We start from the raw sequence: 18137 nt of genomic DNA, 5'->3' as shown, positions 1-18137 counted from the left end.
GGAGGTGCAATGCCATGACCAAATATGATCAAGCCTGGGTCGCCGCCGAAGAGGCCAAGCGCAAATGGATGGAAGAGAACGGCATGTTCCGCGAGGAGCATGAGCATTCCTCCTGCGGCGTGGGCCTTGTGGTCTCCATCGACGGCAAGCCGTCGCGCAAGGTGGTCGAGGCGGGCATCACCGCGCTCAAGGCGATCTGGCACCGCGGCGCGGTCGATGCCGACGGCAAGACCGGCGACGGCGCGGGCATCCATGTGCAGATCCCCGTGGCCTTCTTCTACGATCAGATCGACCGCACCGGCCACGCGCCGCGCAAGGACGAGCTGATGGCCGTGGGTCAGGTCTTTCTGCCGCGCACGAACTTCACCTCGCAGGAGACCTGCCGGACCATCGTGGAAACCGAAGTCCTGCGGATGGGCCACTACATCTATGGCTGGCGCCATGTGCCGGTAAGCGTCGATTGCCTGGGCGAGAAGGCCAACGCGACACGCCCCGAGATCGAGCAGATCCTGATCTCGAACGCCAAGGGCGTCGATGAGGAGACATTCGAACGCGAGCTCTACGTCATCCGCCGCCGCATCGAGAAGGCGGCGCAGGCCGCCGGCATCAACGAGCTCTATATCGCCTCGCTGAGCTGCCGCTCGATCATCTACAAGGGCATGATGCTGGCCGAGCAGGTGTCGGAGTTCTATCCCGACCTGCAGGACGAGCGTTTCGTCTCGGCCTTCGCGATCTATCACCAGCGCTATTCGACCAACACCTTCCCGCAATGGTGGCTGGCGCAGCCCTTCCGCATGCTGGCGCATAACGGCGAGATCAACACGATCAAGGGCAACTCCAACTGGATGAAGAGCCACGAGATCCGCATGGCCTCGGCGACCTTTGGAGAGATGGCCGAGGACATCAAGCCGATCATCGCAAACGGCGCGTCTGACAGCGCCGCGCTCGACGCGGTGTTCGAGGTGCTGGTGCGCGCCGGGCGTAACGCGCCGATGGCGAAAACCATGCTGATCCCCGAGTCGTGGTCCAAACAGGCGGTGGAGCTGCCGCAGGCCTGGCGCGACATGTATTCCTATGTGAACTCGGTGATGGAGCCGTGGGACGGCCCCGCCGCGCTGGCGATGACCGATGGCCGCTGGGTCTGCGGCGGGCTCGACCGCAACGGTCTGCGCCCGATGCGCTATGTGGTGACGGGTGACGACCTGCTCATCGCGGGCTCGGAGGCGGGCATGGTGCCGGTCGATGAGGCCACGGTACGGGAAAAAGGCGCGCTGGGACCGGGCCAGATCATCGCGGTGGATATGGAAGAGGGCAAGCTCTACCACGACACCGAGATCAAGGACCGTCTGGCCGCCAGCCAGCCCTTCGGCGAATGGGTCGGCAAGATCACCGATCTGGACGAGGCGCTGGCCGGGATCACCGAGAAGCCGCTCTTCTCGGGCGCCGAGCTGCGCAAGCGCCAGATCGCCGCGGGCTACACCATCGAGGAGCTGGAGCAGATCCTCTCGCCCATGGCCGAGGACGGCAAGGAGGCGCTGGCCTCGATGGGCGACGACACGCCCTCGGCGGTTCTGTCCAAGAAATACCGCCCGCTGAGCCATTTCTTCCGGCAGAACTTCTCTCAGGTGACCAACCCGCCGATCGACTCGCTGCGGGAGTTCCGGGTGATGTCGCTGAAGACGCGCTTCGGCAATCTCAAGAACGTGCTCGACGAAAGCTCGGCACAGACCGAGATCCTGGTGCTGGACAGCCCCTTTGTCGGCAATGCCCAGTTCGCGGAGCTGATCACGCATTTCAATGCCGGTCTGGTCGAAATCGACTGCACCTTCCCCGCCGATGGCGGCGAGGGCGCGTTGCGCGAGGGGCTGAACCGGATCCGCGCCGAAGCCGAGGACGCGGTGCGCTCGGGCGGCGGCCATCTGGTGCTGACCGATCAGCACCAGTCCGAGGACAAGGTGGCGATGCCGATGATCCTGGCCACCTCCGCCGTGCATAGCTGGCTGACCAAGAAGGGCCTGCGGACCTTCTGTTCGCTGGGCGTGCGCTCGGCCGAATGCATCGACCCGCATTATTTCGCGGTGCTGGTGGGCTGCGGCGCAACCATCGTGAACCCCTATCTCGCCGAGGACAGCCTTGCGGACCGCATCGAGCGCGGCCTGCTCGACGGCTCGCTGACCGAGAACGTGGCGCGCTATCGCGAGGCCATCGACCAGGGTCTGCTCAAGATCATGTCCAAGATGGGCATCTCGGTGATCTCCTCCTATCGCGGCGGCCTGAACTTCGAGGCGGTGGGCCTCAGCCGGGCCATGGTGGCCGAGTATTTCCCCGGCATGCTCAGCCGGATCTCGGGGATCGGTGTGCATGGCATCCAGCAGAAGACGGAAGAGATCCACAAGCTGGGCTTTGGCGGCGGGCGCGACGTGCTGCCCATCGGCGGCTTCTACAAGGCGCGGAAATCGGGCGAGACCCATGCCTGGGGCGCGCAGACGATGCACCTGCTGCAAGCGGCCTGCAACAAGGCCAGCTACGAGCTGTGGAAGACCTATTCCAAGGCGATGCGGGCGAACCCGCCGATCCATCTGCGCGACCTGCTCGACATCAAGCCCATCGGCAAGGCCATCCCCATCGAGGAGGTGGAAAGCATCACCTCGATCCGCAAGCGCTTTGTCACGCCGGGCATGTCGCTGGGCGCGCTGTCGCCCGAGGCGCACAAGACGCTGAACGTCGCGATGAACCGCATCGGCGCCAAGTCCGACAGCGGCGAGGGTGGCGAGGATCCGGCACATTTCGTGCCCGAGCCCAATGGCGACAACCCGTCGGCCAAGATCAAGCAGGTGGCTTCGGGGCGTTTCGGCGTGACCGCCGAATACCTCAACCACTGCGAAGAGCTTGAGATCAAGGTGGCCCAGGGCGCCAAGCCCGGCGAGGGTGGCCAGCTTCCCGGCATGAAGGTGACCGATCTGATCGCGCGTCTGCGGCACTCGACCAAGGGCGTGACGCTGATCTCGCCGCCGCCGCACCACGATATCTACTCGATCGAGGATCTGGCCCAGCTCATCTACGACCTCAAGCAGATCAACCCGCGCTGCAAGGTGACGGTGAAGCTGGTGGCGTCCTCGGGCGTCGGCACCATCGCGGCGGGCGTGGCCAAGGCCAAGGCCGACGTGATCCTGATCTCGGGCCATAACGGCGGCACCGGGGCCTCGCCCTCGACCTCGATCAAATACGCCGGCCTGCCCTGGGAGATGGGGCTGACCGAGGCGCATCAGGTTCTGGCGATGAACAAGCTGCGCGACCGGGTGACGCTGCGCACCGATGGCGGTCTGCGGACCGGGCGCGACATCGTCATGGCCGCCATGATGGGCGCCGAGGAGTTCGGCATCGGCACTGCCGCGCTGATCGCCATGGGCTGCATCATGGTGCGTCAGTGCCAGTCGAACACCTGCCCGGTGGGCGTCTGCACCCAGGACGAAAGCCTGCGCGCCAAGTTCACCGGCAATGCCGACAAGGTGGTGAATCTCATCACCTTCTACGCCACCGAGGTGCGCGAGATCCTCGCCTCCATCGGCGCGCGCAGCCTGAACGACGTGATCGGCCGCGCCGACCTGCTGCGTCAGGTCAGCCGGGGCGCCGAGCATCTCGACGATCTCGACCTCAACCCGCTGCTGATCCGCGTGGATGGGGCCGACGACATCGTCTATGACCGCAACAAGGACCGCAACGCGGTGCCCGATACGCTCGATGCGGAAATCGTGCGCGACGGCCACCGCTTCCTCGAGGACGGCGAGAAGATGCAGCTTTCCTACGCGGTGCAGAACACGCACCGGACGGTGGGCACGCGGACCTCGTCGCATATCGTGTCGAAATTCGGCATGCGCAACGCGCTCCAGCCCGACCACCTGCATGTGAAGCTGACCGGCTCCGCCGGCCAGTCGCTGGGGGCCTTCGCGGCGCCGGGCCTGAAGATCGAGGTCTCGGGCGATGCCAACGACTATGTCGGCAAGGGGCTCTCGGGCGGGATGATCGTGGTCCGTCCGCCGATGATGTCGCCGCTCAAGGCCGAGGCGAACACGATCATCGGCAACACCGTGCTTTACGGCGCGACCGATGGCTATCTCTTCGCCGCAGGCCGCGCGGGCGAGCGCTTTGCGGTGCGGAACTCGGGCGCCAAGGTGGTGGTCGAGGGCTGCGGCTCGAACGGCTGCGAATACATGACCGGCGGCGTGGCGGTGATCCTCGGCCCGATCGGCGCGAACTTCGGCGCCGGCATGACCGGTGGCATGGCCTATCTCTACGACCCCAAGGGCGAAGCGGCGGACATGATGAATATGGAAAGCCTGGTGACCTGCCCGGTGACCGTCGAGGCCTGGGAAGCGGAGCTCAAGGAGCTGATCGAACGCCATGTGGCCGAGACCAAGAGCCGCAAGGGTCAGGACATCCTGCAACACTGGGAGCTGGAGAAGGTCCACTTCCTGCAGGTTTGCCCGAAGGAAATGCTGGACAAGCTCCCGCATTCCCTTGGGATCGACACCAGCCTGGCGATGCCCGCCGAATAAGATCCGTCCCCGACGGACGCGAACGCCCGGAGCTTCCTCCGGGCGTTTTGCTTTTGGCGCGGCGGCAAAGCTGACGTTAAGGTCAAGAAATCATGAACACGCCACATTCTGCGCGCGGTACGACCCGATTTGGCGGCGATAAAGGAATTGTTCCGAAAATGTCTGGTACGAACGAGACGTGGAGTTCGGTTGCAAGTGCTGAGGAACGTCCCGTTCCACAGGGGCGGCCAAGGCCCGGCGCGCGCAGGCGAACCGGGCCTTGTGCATGTCGAACGCTTTCCCCCGGCGATTGCGCTGTGTAAGTCTGGTGCCATGGCGCGGGCAGCAAAAACATCGAAGAAACCGGCAAAGACCAAGGAGCTGCGCGAGGCGGTCGCGGCACCGCGCCGGCGGTTCCGGCCGATGCGCTGGCTGACGCGGCAGGCACTGCGGCTGACCCTCGCGGCGGTGGCGGTGCTGCTCTTCTGCGTGCTGACCTACAAGGTCCTGAACCCGCCCACCACCTGGACCATGTGGTCCGAAGGTCAGCGGCTGGGTCAGCGGGTGGATCAGCACTGGGTCGATGCCGCCGGGATCGCGCCGGTCATGCTGCGCTCGGTCGTGGCCGCCGAGGATGCCAATTTCTGCACCCATTGGGGGTTCGACATGCGCGCGATCCGCGCCGCCATCGCCGAGGGCGGCAATCGCGGCGCCTCGACGATCAGCCAGCAGGTCGTCAAGAACGTCTATCTCTGGCAGGGACGCAGCTGGATCCGCAAGGCGCTGGAGGCGCTGATCACCCCGGCGGTCGAGGCGCTCTGGTCGAAACGACGCATCCTCGAGGTCTATCTCAACATCGCCGAATTCGACGAGGGCGTCTTTGGCGTGGAAGCCGCCGCGCGGCACTATTTCGGTGTCGGCCCCGAGGCGCTCTCGGCGACACAGGCCGCACGCCTGGCGGCGATCCTGCCCGACCCCAAGGGACGCTCGGCCTCGCGCCCGTCGGGTTTTGTGCAGCGCCGCGCGGCCCAGATCCGCGATGGCGCCGCCACCATCGCCCGCGACGGCCGGGCCGCCTGTTTCGAATGATACGCCGGCACGGCCCTGCCCGTTAGGGAGACACCGCGTCGGCGATGGCCGGATAGCTCCGCAGCAGCGCGGCGCGGACATGATCCGGCGCCGCGATCTTGGCAAAGCTCGCCCGGTCGGTGAAGACCGAGACGAATTGCGCCTCGAAACACACCGCCCCGCGATGCACGCCGCGCACCGCCATGGTCACCGAGCTTGTCCCCAGCCGAACCGGCCAGACCTGAAGGAACAGCGGAGCCCCCGGAACGATCGGGCTTTTGAAATCGTATTCGATGCGCACGAAGGGCAGCCCGTAACCGCCCTCGGCATTCATCTGAAACCAGCCCTCGCCGCCCAGAAGATCCTCCCAGAACGCATCCAGCGCATCGAGCGCAAAATTGGCGATGCGCCCGGTATAGGCGATCTGTGCCGGGTCGCAGTCGCCGAAGCCGACCCGCCGTGTGCACTCGAAATACTCGTCCATGGGTTCCCTCGCGTCGCCTCGAACCGCCGCCGCCCTCGACGCGGGGCAGCCCGCCTATTCTGACGCCGGCTTGGCGCGAATGCCAGCGGTCCCGCCCGACATCCGCGACCGGGACGCGGCGCCCGGTCATCAGTCTGTCCTCACTGCCTCCAGCCCCTGCCCCCCGGCAACCGCCCGGCGCAGATTTCCGGGCACCGACCAGGACAGCGGGTCGGCGGCGGCATAGCCCGCAATCCGGGCCAGGATCTCCGGCAGGCCAGTGCGTTCGGCCAGATGCATCGGCCCGCCCCGCCAGCGCGGAAAGCCATAGCCATGCACCATCACAAGGTCGATGTCTGCGGCGTCTGCGGCGATCCCTTCCTCGAGAATGCGCAGCCCTTCCACGATCATTGCGGCGCTGGCACGCTCGGCAATCTCCGCATCCGTGAAAGCGCGCCGCGTCAGGCCGGCACGCGCGCTCGCCTCGATGACCATCGCCTCGATCAACGGCGCGCGCTGCGCCTCGCCCCCGGCATAGTCGTACCAGCCGGCACCGGTCTTGCGCCCGAGGCGGCCGGTCTCCTCGACGATCCGGTCGGCGATGGGCACATAGCGGAGATCCGTCCGCTCTGCCCAGCCCAGCCGCTTGCGGTTGGCATGGGCAATGTCGAGTCCGGAAAGGTCCTGCACCTCGTATGGGCCCATCGCCATGCCGAAATCGCGCATCGCCGCATCGACCTGCGCAGGCAGACAGCCCTCGAGCAGCATCACATCGCAGATCTGGCGGTAGCCGGTGAGGATGCGGTTGCCGATGAACCCGTCGCAGACCCCCGCCAGCACCGGGATCTTGCGAAGCCGCCCTGCGAGCCGCAGCACGGTGGCCAGGGTTTCCGGCGACGTCTCGCCGGCACGGATCACCTCGACCAGCTTCATCACATGCGCCGGCGAGAAGAAATGCAGGCCGAGAAACCGCTCGGGGTTGCGCAGCCCCTCGGCAATGGCGTTCGGGTCGAGATAGGAGGTGTTGGTGGCCAGGATCGTGTCCGGCGGCAGCGCCGCGTCGAGCGCGGCAAAGACCTGCCGCTTGACCGTCAGATCCTCGACCACCGCCTCGATGGCAATCTGCGCCGGCGGCAGGTCGTCATAGCCCACATGAAAAGAATGGCGCGCGGCTAACGCGGCATCTGCCGCGCCAGAGGAGAGCTTGCCGCGCGCCACGGCCTCGGCATAGAGCCCCGCGATCACTGTTCGCGCGCGCTCGACCGCAGCCGTATCGGTTTCCACCAGCGCGACGGTCGTTCCGCCCTGCGCCAATGCATAGGAAATGGCACTTCCCATCGTGCCCCCGCCCACCACGACGGCGGTCTCGATGGCCGCGCCGCCCTTGCGGCCCCGCGCCATCGCCGCGCGCTCGGCAAAGAACACATGCCGCAGCGCCGCCGCCTGATCGGAGGTCTTGAGGGTGAGAAAGGTCTCGCGCTCCAGCGCCAACCCCTCCTTCAGGGGCAGGCGCGTCGCCGCATCGACCAGGTCGATGGCCTTTTGCGGCGCGATCTGGTCGCGGGCGCGCCGCGCCGCACGGGTACGGGCGGTCTCGACCGCATCGGCATCGCGCGGCGGAGCAGGCATCGCCCCGGTCGCGGCTCGGTCCGGCAGGACAAGCCGCGCCGCCTCGTCTGCGGCATCCGCCGCAAGGAGATCGACCAATCCCAGCTCCCGCGCCTCGGTGGCGCCGATCACCCGGCCCTCCGAGATCAGCGACAGCGCCGCGCCAAAGCCGATCAGCCGTGGCAACCGCTGCGTGCCGCCGGCCCCCGGCACCACGCCCAGCGTCACCTCGGGCATCCCCAACTGCGCGCCGGGCACCGCCACCCTCGCGGCGCAGACCAGCGCCAGTTCCAGCCCGCCCCCCAGCGCCGCGCCATTGATCGCGGCGACGACGGGCAGCGGGAACGCCTCGATCCGGGCGAAGATATCGGGCAGATAGGGCGGCTGCGGCGGGAGATCGAACTCCCGCGTGTCGGACCCGGCCACAAAGGCGCGCTCTGCCCCGCTCAGCACCACCCGCTTGGCACCCGAGGTCTCGGCGGCGTCGAATGCCGCCATCAGCCCCCTGCGCACCGCTTGCGACAGCACATTGACCGGCGGGTTGTCGATGACGATCCGCGCCACCGTACCCTCGAGAGAAAAACGAACCGGATCGGACATGAGGAGCCTCTAGAGATGCGGATGAATGCCGCCCGAGACCGCCATGATCTCGCCGGTGACGAAACGGGCGGGCTCGCTGGCGAAGAAGGCGACCGCCTCGGCGATCTCCTCGGGCTCGGCCATGCGGCGGTTGAAGGCGAGCGCGGTCAGGCGCGCGGCCTCTTCGGCGGGAATGGTCTCGGTGACCGAGGTGCGGGTCAGCCCAGGCGCCACCGCGTTGACGGTGACATGCGGCGCCAGCTCGGCAGCGAGCGAGCGGGTGAGCGACGCCACCGCCGCCTTGGCGGCGGCATAATCGGCCTGGCCATATTCGCCCCCAAAGACGATGGTGGCAAAATTGACGATCCGCCCGGCACCCTGCGCCCGCATGCCCGGCGCGAAGGCGCGGATCAGGTGGAACGCCCCCATGAGGTTCAGATCGAAGGTCGCCCGCCACTGCGCCTCGTCCATCTCGAGCAGCGGCGTATAAAGCCGGTCCGAGCGCAGCCCGCCCACCGTATTCACCAGAACGTCGATCCCGCCGAGCGCCTCGAGCGCCATCGCGGCAAAGTCCCCGGCCTCACCGGCATCGGTCACGTCGCCACGCTGTGCCACGATCTGCGCCTTCGGAAACTGCCCACGCAGGGCCGCGACCGTCCCCTCCAGCCGGCGGCCCGAGATGTCGGTCAGCGCCACCCCGCGCGCGCCCGCCTCGAGCAGACGCCGCGCGACCGCGTGCCCCATCGGGCCACCCGCCCCGGTGACGACGGCCCGGGGCGTCGCGAGACAGGCGGTGCTCATGCCTGCAACGCCTCGTATTCCGCCTTGAGCTCGTTGCGCAGCGCGAATTTCTGGATCTTGCCCGAGGCGGTCGCAGGCAGCTTGTCGCGGATCTCGAGCCGCTCGGGGTAATATTGGCGCGCCAGATGCTGCGTATCGAGAAAGGCCACCATCGCGTCGAAATCGAAGCGCTGCCCCGGCTTCGGCACCACAAACGCGCAGGCCCGTTCTCCCAGACGGTCGTCGGGATAGGCGACGATGGCAATCTGATGCACCGCCGGATGTTTGTAGAGCAGCGCCTCGACCTCGACCACGGGGATGTTTTCGGCCCCCCGGATGATCACATCCTTGGAGCGCCCGCAGATCCGGATATAGCCCTGCGCATCCATGCGCGCGATGTCGCCGGTGTCGAACCAGCCCTCCGCATCGGTGTTGTTCCACTGCGGACGCTTGAGATAGCCCGCGAAATTCGAACAGGCGCGCACATACAGCTCGCCCTCCTGACCATGGCCCAGCAGCTCACCCTCCGCGCCACGGATCTGCAACTCGACTCCCGGCAGCGGGAAGCCGTCGGTGTGCACCGAACGCTCGTCGGGATCCTCCGGCGCAACGAGGGTCACCGCACCGTTTTCCGTCATGCCCCAGGCCGAGATGATCTTGGCCCCCAGCACACTCTGCCCCCGCTCCACCAGCGGGCCGGGGATGGCGGTGCCGGCGCAGAGGAAGATCCGCAGCGAGGAGCTGTCGGCGCCCGTCTCTGCCACCGCGTTGGAGAGATCCATCAGGAAGGGCGTCGAGGCCATGGTAAAGCTGATGCGCTCCTCGGCGATGAGCCGCGCGGCCAGATCCTTGTCCCAGCTATCCATCAGGACCATGCGGGCACCCAGCATCACCGGCATCAGAAACCCGTACATGAACCCCGTCTGATGGGCCATCGGCGAGGCCATGAGCACGATGTCCTGCGCCCCGAGCCCCAACCGGTCGGCATAGGCCACGAGGTTGGAATACATCGTGTTGGCGGTGTGCATCACGCCCTTGGGCTCGCCCGTGGTGCCCGAGGTATAGATCAACTGGCAGACGTCATTGGCATCGCCGCGCAGATGCTGCGACAGCTCGTGCAGTTCCAGTCCCGGCTCGAATTCGGGATCGAGCAGCAGCGTATCGAAGGCATTCGCCCCCTCGCCCCCGGCGACGATGACATGCGCGAGGTCGGGCAGGTCGGGGCGCATGGCCTCGGCCATCGCCTCGTGATCGAAGCCGCGGAACAGTTTGGGCACGACAAAGGCCTTGGCCTCGCCATGCCGCAGCATGAACAGCAGCTCGTGCTCGCGGAAGATCGGCATCACCGGGTTGAAGACGATCCCCAGCTTGCGGCAGGCGATGTAAAGCACGATGAATTCCCAACTGTTGGGAAGCTGGCAGGCCAGTACATCGTCCTTGCCCAGCCCGAGGTGGCGCAGCCCCTCGGCCGCGCGCCAGGACAGGGCGTCGATCTCGGCCCAGGTCAGGTCACGGCGTGCACCGCTGGCCACCACAAAGCTGGTCAGGGCTAGGGCATCGGGCTCGCTTGCCAGACAGGCCTCGAAATAGTCGAGCAGCGTCTTGCCCGGCCAGAAACCCGCCTCTTCCATCTGCTTGCGGCGCGGCTCGATCAGAACGGCATCGAATTGCATGGGTCCTCCTCCCGTTTTGCGCTCAGCCGGCGACGGCGGCGCGACCGGCCCGTTCCCGGGCGATGATGTTTTTCATGATGTGCGCGGTGCCGTCCCCGATCTGTAGGCCAAGCACGTCGCGCAGCCGCTGCTCGAAGGGCAGCTCGTTGGAATAGGCGGCATGGCCGTGGATCAGCAGGCAGGCATGCACCGCCTCATAGGCCAGCAGCGGCGGCCACCATTTCGCCATGGCGGCCTCGGCCACATGTGGCAGACCGTTGTCCTTGAGCCAGAGCGCATTGAGCGACAAAAGCCGCGCGCCCTCGACCCGGGTGTCGAAATCGGCAAGCTGATGGCTGATGCCCTGGAAGGCCCCCAAAGGTTTGCCGAAGGCCTTGCGCTCGCCGATATAGGCCCAGGTTTCGTCCAGCGACTGCCGCGCGGTGCCGAGGCATTGCAGGCCGATCAGCGAGCGCGAGAAATCGAAGCCCTGCATGACCTGCACAAAGCCCTTGCCCTCGTCGCCCAGCAGATGATCGGCGGGCACGCGCACATTGTCGAAGAAGATCGAGCCGCGCCCGATGGCGTGCTGGCCGAGATCGGTGAACCGCGTGGTCGACAGGCCGGGCGTGTCCATCGGCACGAAGATCGCCGAGATGCCGCGCGCCTTGTCCTCGGGTCTGCCGGTGCGGGCAAAGACCACCGCGCCGGCCGCCTGATCGGCGGCGGAGATCGAGGTCTTTTCGCCGTTCAGCACGTAGTGGTCGCCGTCGCGCTCCATGCGCAGCCCGAGGCTGGCCGCGTCCGAGCCGCCACGCGGCTCGGTCAGCGCAATGGCAACCATCAGCTCGCCGGCGATCAGTTTCGGCAGCCAGTGGCGCTTGATTTCGGGGTTGGCGAAATTGGCCAGGATCTGACCGTTCAGCGACGCGAGAATGTTCACATAGCCGAAGTTGAAATCGGCACGGCCGATTTCCTCGATGATCACCCCCGAATAGATCGAACCGGCACCGAGGCCGCCGAACTCTTCGGGCAGCTCGGGCGCGATCAGCCCTAGGCTGCCCATCTCACGCAGCAGATCGGCCCCGAAAGCGCCGCTGCTCTCCCGGTCCTGATAGCCGGGCGCGAGTTTCTCGCTGGCAAATTTGCGCGCGAGATCGCGCAGGGCGGTCAGTTCCTCGGTATCGAAAATGGTCGGATACATCGCCTGCCTTTCGCTATTGAACCATCAGATATTTGCGGGTGATCTCCGGGTCGGCGTAAAAGCCCTCGACGGTGCCGCTCCACACGGTCACCCCCCGGTCGATCACATAGACCCGGTCGGCACAGCGCCGGATCGTGTTGAGCGCCTGCTCGGACACCACCATCGACACGCCCTCGCGCTTCAGCTCGACGATGGCATCCACCACCTCCTCGGCGATCTTGGGCGCCAGCCCTTCGTGCGGCTCGTCGAGCAGCAACAGCTTGGGGCAGGTCAGCAGGGCGCGCGCGACCGAGAGCATCTGCTGCTCGCCGCCGCTCATCACCCCGGCCTTGCGGTTGCGGTAATCGTGAAGCTGCGGGAAAAGCTGAAACACCTCCTCGACGGTCCAGCGGCGGCGGTCCTGCGCCCGCACCGGGCGCGGCACGCGCAGGTTTTCCAGAACCGAGAGCGAGGCAAAGACGCGCCGGTCCTCGGGCACATAGCCCACGCCGCGGCGGATCACGTCATGCGGGCGCATTCGTGCCAGCGACCGGCCCTCGAACAGAATATCGCCGCCGGTCACCGCGATCTGGTCGCGCACGATCGACTTCATGGTCGAACTCTTGCCGACCCCGTTGCGGCCGATCAGGCAAACCACCTCGCCCGGCGCGACCTCGAGGTCGATGCCGTGCAGAACCTCCGCCTTGCCATAGGCGGCCTGAAGTCCGGAAATTCGCAGCATCAGTGCCCCCCTCCCAGATAGACCGCCTGCACCTCGTCATTGGCCGCGATCTCTTCGGGCGTGCCGACGGCCAGCACCGCGCCGCGCACCATCACCGTCACGCGCTGCGCGATCTTCATCACCACGTCGATGTCGTGCTCGACGAAAAGCAGCGTGCGCCCCTCGGAGGCGAGCCGCTCGGCCACCATGTCCATCAGCCCGTGGCGCTCCTTGATCGACATGCCCGCCGTCGGTTCGTCGAGCAGCAGCAGCTCGGGCTCGCCGACCAGCGCCATGCCGAATTCCAGCCGCTTGCGGTCGCCCAGGCTCAGATCCGCCACCCTGTCGCGGGCGCGGTCGGCCAGCCCCACGGTGACCAGCATCTCATGCGCCCGGTCGATGCGCTCGCCATAGATGCGCCGCGACAGCGCCGCCCAGCGCCCCGAGGCGATGACATGCGCGGCCATGAGGTTTTCCAGTACCGTCATCTGTAGAAAGGCGCGGCTGATCTGGAAGGTGCGCCCGATGCCACGCCGCGCCAGCGCGGCTGGCGGCAGGGCGGCGACGTTCTCGTCCTTGAACAGCATCTGCCCCTCGACGCCGGAAAGCTGTCCCGCCAGACAGGCGATGAAGGTGGATTTTCCTGCACCGTTCGGCCCGATCAGCGCGTGGCGTTCGCCATGCGGAATGTCGAGCGAGATGTCGCGCAGGGCCACGAAGGCGCCATAGCTCTTGCGGATGTGTCTTGCAGAGAGGATCGGCGCCATCCTATTTCTCCCCCTTGCCGCCGCGCCAGCCCAGCCGAGCGAGCAGCCCGGCAAACCCGTGCGGCATGGCCAGACAGATGCCGAGCAGCAGCAGCCCCAGAACCAGCTCCCACTGGTGGATGAACTTCGGCACGAAATTGGACAGCATCTCGTAGATCACCGCGCCCCAGATGCCGCCGGCAAAACTGTTGAGCCCGCCCAGGACCACCATGATCAGCCCGTCGAGCGTCAGCCCGAGCCCCGCGTAGTCGGGAAAGGCGGACCCGTGCAGCACCGCATAGAGCGTGCCTGCAATCCCCGCGAAGAACGCCGCGATGACAAAGGCCACAAGCTGCACCCTGCGGGCCGCGAGGCCCAGAGCCTCGGCTCGGGCGCGGTCTTGCCCCACCGCGCGGATCATCAGCCCCAGGGGCGATTTGACGATCATCCAGAGCGCCAGCAGCGCCAGCGCCACCAGACCGAGCACCAGGCTGGCATAGCCGGTTTCGGACAGACCCAGACGCGGGATCATGAAGCCGGTGATGCCGGTGTCGCCGCCGGTGACATCGTACCACTGGAACAGCACCGTATAAGTGATCTGCGCGCAGGCGAGCGTCAGCATGGCGAAATAGATCTCGGTCAGGCGCACACAGAGCGCCCCGAATACCAGCCCGCCCAGCGCGGCCGCCAGCGGCCCGACCAGCAGCGCCATCTCGGGCGCCAGCCCGCCGCGCGTCACCGCCAGCGTGAACCCGTAGGCCCCCAGCCCGAAATAGGCGGCATGCCCGAACGAAACCATATGGCCGAAGCTCATCAGCAGGTTCAGCGAGGTGGCGAAGAGCGCGAGAATCGCCACCTCGGTCAGCAGGGTCGAGCTGGAAGCGGGCGACAACCGGTTGAAAAGCTCGAGCGCAACAGCCAGCGGGACCAGCAGCTTCCAGTTCAGCGCGGCGCGCGAGACCGCTGCCCAAAGGGTTTTCGGATCGGTCATCGCGCGGTCCCCCCCTGCCGGCCCATCGAGCGGGCGATCAGGATCAGCGCCATGATCAGAAAGATCAGCACCATCGAGAGGCGCGGAAAATACATCACGCCAATGGCCTTGGTGAGCCCGACGAGCAGCGCGCCCGCCAATGCACCATAAAGATTGCCCAGCCCGCCGATCACGCAGACGATAAAGGCCGAGACGATCACCGTGGTATCGAGCAGGTGGTTCACCTCGCCATAGGGTGCGGCGAGCCCGCCCGCGAGCCCCGCCAGAAAGGCGCCGGCGGCAAAGACGGCGGTAAAGATCAGACGCTCGTTCACGCCGCATAGCGCGACCATGCCGCGGTCGTCGGTGCCGGCGCGCAGCAGGATGCCGGCGCGGGTGAAATAGATCACCCAGATCATCGCCACCACCACCACAAGCCCGGCCAGGAACACCGCGATGGGGAAGAGCGGGAAATAGCTGTCGCCGATCTGAAGCGCGCCCATCAGCCGGTCGGGCATCGGCACGCTCAGGCTGTTCGGCCCCCAGATCATCCGCACCACATCGCGCAGGATCAGCACCAGCGCCACGGTGACGATAAGCTGCATGAGCCCGTCCGCGCCGTAGATGCGCCGCAGCGCCAGCATCTCGAACAGCATCCCCAGCAGCGACACCGCCAGCCCCGCCAGCAGCACCGCGGCAAAGAACCCCCAGAGCGTGCCGGGGCCGATCAGCGGCACCAGTTCATAGGTCACGAAGGCGCCCAACATGAAGAGCGAGCCATGCGCGAAGTTGATGATGCGGGTCACACCAAAGATCAGCGTCAGGCCCGAGGCGATCAGGAACAGCGTCATGCCTTCCATGAGCCCGTTGACGAGCTGGATCAGGATCATCCGGAAACTCCTGTGGCTGGCCCCGGAGCACCGCGCTCCGGGGCTCCTGCCGTTACTGCGCGGCAGCGCGGGCCTTGAGGATGAACTCCTCGGCCGGCATCAGCGGCGCACCGTCGAACTTTTCCACTTCGGTCAGGATCGGGAAGGCGTAACCCTCGACGCGGGATGCCTTGCCGACATAGCTCGGCGCGTTCATCTGCCCGTCGAGCGCGCGCACCCGAAGCCCGCGTTCGCGCAGCCCGTCATAGGTGATCTCGCCCACCGCCGCGATGAGCGGCTCCGCCTCGACCGTGCCCGCATGTTCCGCGGCGGCGGCATAGAACTTCAGCCCGTCATAGGCGCTGATCGCCCAGTCGGTGGGATATTCCCCGAACGCCGCCCGGTAGCTGTCGATGAAGGCGGTGACCTCCGGCGTCTGCTCGAGCGCGAAGAAGGGTGCACGCGCGATACCGAAGACATTGTCGTCGGGCATCGCGGCGCCCTGCGATTGCAGCGTATCGACGGTCATCAGCGTGACCAGCGCGCTGCGCTGGAAAAAGCCGAACCCCTGGCCCTGTTTCAGAACCGCGCTGAGCGACGGGCCGAAGAGCGGCGCATAGACCGCGTCCGGGCGCTGCGCGAGCGTGGCGGTGATGTAGGGCGCCATCGCGGTCTCGCCGACCTTGGCATAGATCGGATCGGCGAATTCCACGTCCGGGTGCAGTTCCTTCAGCCGTTCGGTGAAGGCCGCCACCGAGGTGTGCCCCCATTCGTAATCCGACCCTAGGGTCGAGATGCGTTTCCAATCGGCTTTCTTGGCGACATATTCGGCGGCGGCATAGGCCTCCATCGTGGCGTTGGCCTGCACCTGCCAGAAATAGGGCTGGAACAGCTCGATATTGGCACGCTGGGTCGAGCCGATGGCAGCATAGAACGGCGTCTTCAGCTCTTTGGAGACGGCGCTTTCGGCCAGCATCACCGCCGAGGAACAGACCCCGGTCAGCACGTCGATCGCTTCGTCGGTGATCAGCTCGCGTGCCACCTTGGCACCCTCGTCGGGCTTGGTCTGGGTGTCGCGCACGATCAATTCGACCGGGCGGCCCAGAATGCCGCCCGCATCGTTCAGCTCTGCGGCCGCGAGTGTCGCCCCGTTCAGCCCGTCCTCGGCCAATGCCGCACAGGCACCGGTCAGATCGGCGGCAAAGCCCACCTTGACGGCCGCGCCTTCGGCACTTGCCCCTCCTCCAAGGGTCAGCGCCAGAAACGCGGCAGCGATGGCCGTCCTGCGGCCCTGTGTCTTCTCAAGCATGAACTTCCTCCCTAGTTTGCTTGATGGAATGTCAGCGCGTCACTTCCCGAATTTCCTGAAATCCGGCTTGCGCTTCTCGCGGAAAGCGATGCCGCCCTCCTTGCTCTCGTCCGTGTCGTAGTAGAGGCTGAGTGCCCGCATCCCCATGGCCGAGATGCCCCGGATGTTCTCGCTGTCGGCGTTGAACGAGACCTTGGCCAGCGCGATGGCGGTGGGCGAACGCTCCATCAGCTCGGCCACCCAGCGGTCGACCTCGGCATCCAGCTCGTCATGCGGCACCACCACATTGACCAGCCCCATCTCCATCGCCTCGGCGGCGGTGTAGCGGCGGTTCATGTACCAGATCTCGCGGGCACGCTTTTCGCCAACGATCCGCGCGAGATAGGCCGTGCCAAACCCCGGATCGACCGAACCGACCTTGGGCCCAACCTGACCGAGCTGCGCCTTGTCCGAGGCAATGGTCAGATCGCAGATCGTCGCCAGCACGTTGCCGCCGCCGATGGCAAAGCCGTTCACCCGCGCGATCACCGGCTTCGGCACATCGCGGATGAGCGATTGCAACTCGTCGATGGGCAGGCCGATCACCCCGCGCCCGTCGTATTGCCCGTCATGGGCCGACTGATCGCCGCCGGTGCAGAACGCCTTGTCCCCCGCGCCGGTCAGCACGATCACGCCCACCTCGCGGTCCCAGCCGGCACGCTGGAACGCGTCGATCAGCTCATCCACCGTTTGACCGCGAAAGGCGTTGTACTTGTCCGCGCGGTTGATGGTGATCCAGGCGGCACCGCCGCGCAGTTCGTAGAGAATATCGGTATAATCCATCGGGCCTTCCTCAGCCGTGCATGGTCAGGCCGCCGGATACCGAAATCACCTGACCGGTGATAAAGGCGGCATCGTCGCTCGACAGGAACAGGATCGCGCCGGGCAAATCGTCGGGGCGGCCCATCCGCCCCATCGGCACCGCGCGGGTAAAGGCCGTGCGCAGCTTTTCCTTGTCCCCCGCAGCCTCCATGAAACTCTCGAGCATCGCCGTCTCGGTGACGCCGGGGCAGACCGTGTTGAAGGTGATGCCCTGACGCGAATGTTCGCGCGCCAGCGTCTTCATGAAGGCGATCACCCCCGCCTTGCAGGCGGCATAGACCGACTCGCCCGATGACCCGCCACGCCCGGCGTCGGAACCGATCGAGACCACGCGGCCGCCCGCCTTGCGCGCAACCATCGAGGCCAGCACCGGCTTGGTGATGTTGAGAACGCCGCGCAGGTTGATGTCGATGATCTTGCTCCAGAAATCCGGCTCGGATTTCAGGAAGGGCACGAACAGATCCCAGCCCACATTGTTGACCAGAATGTCGATGGGGCCGACCTCGGCCTCGGCGCGTGCCACGGCCGCGCAGCTTGCCTCATAGTCGGTCAGATCGACCTGCAATGCCTGCGCCTCGCCGCCCTCTGCACGGATCTGCGCGGCGATCTTTTCCGCCGCCTCCGCGCCGATATCGGCGACGATCACCCGTGCCCCTTCGGCCGCAAAGCGCAGGCAGGTCGCCGAGCCAATTCCCCCGCCGCCACCAGTTACGACAACTACTTTCCCACTCAGGCCACGCAACGCCATCTCCTTTCCAGTTCCAAGGCCGCAGGCATCCAGCCGAAAAATGGG

At 66.4% G+C, this 18137-nt stretch carries 14 protein-coding genes; 2 read left to right on the top strand and 12 right to left on the bottom strand.

Annotation, left to right across the window (positions count from 1 at the left end):
- The first annotated feature begins 14 nt into the window (after positions 1-14).
- Together gltB and mtgA are read left to right on the top strand one after the other, a co-directional pair.
- Positions 15-4556 carry a glutamate synthase large subunit gene (gene gltB, locus M4578_RS16510; RefSeq protein WP_258094391.1) on the top strand — a complete coding sequence of 1514 codons (4542 nt, stop codon included), beginning with the start codon at positions 15-17 and terminating at the stop codon, positions 4554-4556.
- A 312-nt stretch (positions 4557-4868) separates the two neighbouring features.
- Positions 4869-5624 carry a monofunctional biosynthetic peptidoglycan transglycosylase gene (gene mtgA / locus M4578_RS16505; RefSeq protein WP_258094390.1) on the top strand — a complete coding sequence of 252 codons (756 nt, stop codon included), beginning with the start codon at positions 4869-4871 and terminating at the stop codon, positions 5622-5624.
- A gap of 22 nt (positions 5625-5646) precedes the next feature.
- Here the strand turns inward: mtgA and M4578_RS16500 are convergent, their stop codons facing one another.
- From M4578_RS16500 to M4578_RS16445, 12 genes are all read right to left on the bottom strand, one after another.
- A complete protein-coding gene (locus M4578_RS16500; RefSeq protein WP_258094389.1) occupies positions 5647-6087 on the bottom strand; it encodes an acyl-CoA thioesterase in 441 nt (146 codons plus the stop codon).
- Positions 6088-6216: 129 nt separating this feature from the next.
- Positions 6217-8274, bottom strand: a complete 2058-nt coding sequence (locus tag M4578_RS16495; protein ID WP_258094388.1) for a 3-hydroxyacyl-CoA dehydrogenase NAD-binding domain-containing protein — start codon at positions 8272-8274, stop codon at positions 6217-6219.
- 9 nt (positions 8275-8283) lie between these two features.
- The gene (locus M4578_RS16490; protein ID WP_258094387.1) at positions 8284-9054 is read right to left on the bottom strand and encodes an SDR family NAD(P)-dependent oxidoreductase; all 771 of its coding nucleotides are present in this window, start codon (positions 9052-9054) and stop codon (positions 8284-8286) included.
- Complete coding sequence (gene aliA, locus M4578_RS16485) at positions 9051-10706, bottom strand: cyclohexanecarboxylate-CoA ligase (protein WP_258094386.1); 1656 nt, start codon at positions 10704-10706, stop codon at positions 9051-9053. Before aliA ends, M4578_RS16490 begins: the two co-directional genes overlap by 4 nt.
- Before the next feature lie 22 nt (positions 10707-10728).
- A complete protein-coding gene (gene aliB, locus M4578_RS16480) occupies positions 10729-11889 on the bottom strand; it encodes a cyclohexanecarboxyl-CoA dehydrogenase (protein WP_258094385.1) in 1161 nt (386 codons plus the stop codon).
- Between the two features lie 13 nt (positions 11890-11902).
- Positions 11903-12610: an ABC transporter ATP-binding protein gene (locus tag M4578_RS16475; RefSeq protein WP_258094384.1), complete on the bottom strand. Its 708-nt coding sequence runs from the start codon at positions 12608-12610 to the stop codon at positions 11903-11905.
- On the bottom strand, positions 12610-13356 hold the full coding sequence (locus tag M4578_RS16470) for an ABC transporter ATP-binding protein (RefSeq protein WP_258094383.1): 747 nt from the start codon (positions 13354-13356) through the stop codon (positions 12610-12612). Before M4578_RS16470 ends, M4578_RS16475 begins: the two co-directional genes overlap by 1 nt.
- A 1-nt stretch (position 13357) precedes the next feature.
- Positions 13358-14326, bottom strand: coding sequence for a branched-chain amino acid ABC transporter permease (locus M4578_RS16465; protein ID WP_258094382.1), 969 nt, complete (start codon positions 14324-14326; stop codon positions 13358-13360).
- Complete coding sequence (locus M4578_RS16460; protein ID WP_258094381.1) at positions 14323-15195, bottom strand: branched-chain amino acid ABC transporter permease; 873 nt, start codon at positions 15193-15195, stop codon at positions 14323-14325. The genes M4578_RS16465 and M4578_RS16460 overlap by 4 nt, the downstream gene beginning before the upstream one ends.
- A gap of 52 nt (positions 15196-15247) precedes the next feature.
- Positions 15248-16483 (bottom strand): ABC transporter substrate-binding protein, encoded by a 1236-nt coding sequence (locus M4578_RS16455; protein WP_258094380.1) that lies wholly within the window; start codon positions 16481-16483, stop codon positions 15248-15250.
- A gap of 39 nt (positions 16484-16522) precedes the next feature.
- On the bottom strand, positions 16523-17305 hold the full coding sequence (gene badI, locus M4578_RS16450) for a 2-ketocyclohexanecarboxyl-CoA hydrolase (protein WP_258094379.1): 783 nt from the start codon (positions 17303-17305) through the stop codon (positions 16523-16525).
- Between the two features lie 10 nt (positions 17306-17315).
- A complete protein-coding gene (locus M4578_RS16445; protein ID WP_338054567.1) occupies positions 17316-18092 on the bottom strand; it encodes an SDR family NAD(P)-dependent oxidoreductase in 777 nt (258 codons plus the stop codon).
- Positions 18093-18137 lie beyond the last annotated feature (45 nt).

Source organism: Salipiger pentaromativorans, from assembly GCF_024721115.1.
Lineage (GTDB): Bacteria > Pseudomonadota > Alphaproteobacteria > Rhodobacterales > Rhodobacteraceae > Salipiger > Salipiger pentaromativorans.
This window is presented reverse-complemented; position numbering and strand designations above follow the sequence as displayed.

Coding starts and splice junctions, on each gene's coding strand:
- gltB (WP_258094391.1), top strand. CDS start 15: ATGACCAAATATGATCAAGCCTGGGTCGCCGCCGAAGAGGCCAAGCGC.
- mtgA (WP_258094390.1), top strand. CDS start 4,869: ATGGCGCGGGCAGCAAAAACATCGAAGAAACCGGCAAAGACCAAGGAG.
- M4578_RS16500 (WP_258094389.1), bottom strand. CDS start 6,087: ATGGACGAGTATTTCGAGTGCACACGGCGGGTCGGCTTCGGCGACTGC.
- M4578_RS16495 (WP_258094388.1), bottom strand. CDS start 8,274: ATGTCCGATCCGGTTCGTTTTTCTCTCGAGGGTACGGTGGCGCGGATC.
- M4578_RS16490 (WP_258094387.1), bottom strand. CDS start 9,054: ATGAGCACCGCCTGTCTCGCGACGCCCCGGGCCGTCGTCACCGGGGCG.
- aliA (WP_258094386.1), bottom strand. CDS start 10,706: ATGCAATTCGATGCCGTTCTGATCGAGCCGCGCCGCAAGCAGATGGAA.
- aliB (WP_258094385.1), bottom strand. CDS start 11,889: ATGTATCCGACCATTTTCGATACCGAGGAACTGACCGCCCTGCGCGAT.
- M4578_RS16475 (WP_258094384.1), bottom strand. CDS start 12,610: ATGCTGCGAATTTCCGGACTTCAGGCCGCCTATGGCAAGGCGGAGGTT.
- M4578_RS16470 (WP_258094383.1), bottom strand. CDS start 13,356: ATGGCGCCGATCCTCTCTGCAAGACACATCCGCAAGAGCTATGGCGCC.
- M4578_RS16465 (WP_258094382.1), bottom strand. CDS start 14,326: ATGACCGATCCGAAAACCCTTTGGGCAGCGGTCTCGCGCGCCGCGCTG.
- M4578_RS16460 (WP_258094381.1), bottom strand. CDS start 15,195: ATGATCCTGATCCAGCTCGTCAACGGGCTCATGGAAGGCATGACGCTG.
- M4578_RS16455 (WP_258094380.1), bottom strand. CDS start 16,483: ATGCTTGAGAAGACACAGGGCCGCAGGACGGCCATCGCTGCCGCGTTT.
- badI (WP_258094379.1), bottom strand. CDS start 17,305: ATGGATTATACCGATATTCTCTACGAACTGCGCGGCGGTGCCGCCTGG.
- M4578_RS16445 (WP_338054567.1), bottom strand. CDS start 18,092: ATGGCGTTGCGTGGCCTGAGTGGGAAAGTAGTTGTCGTAACTGGTGGC.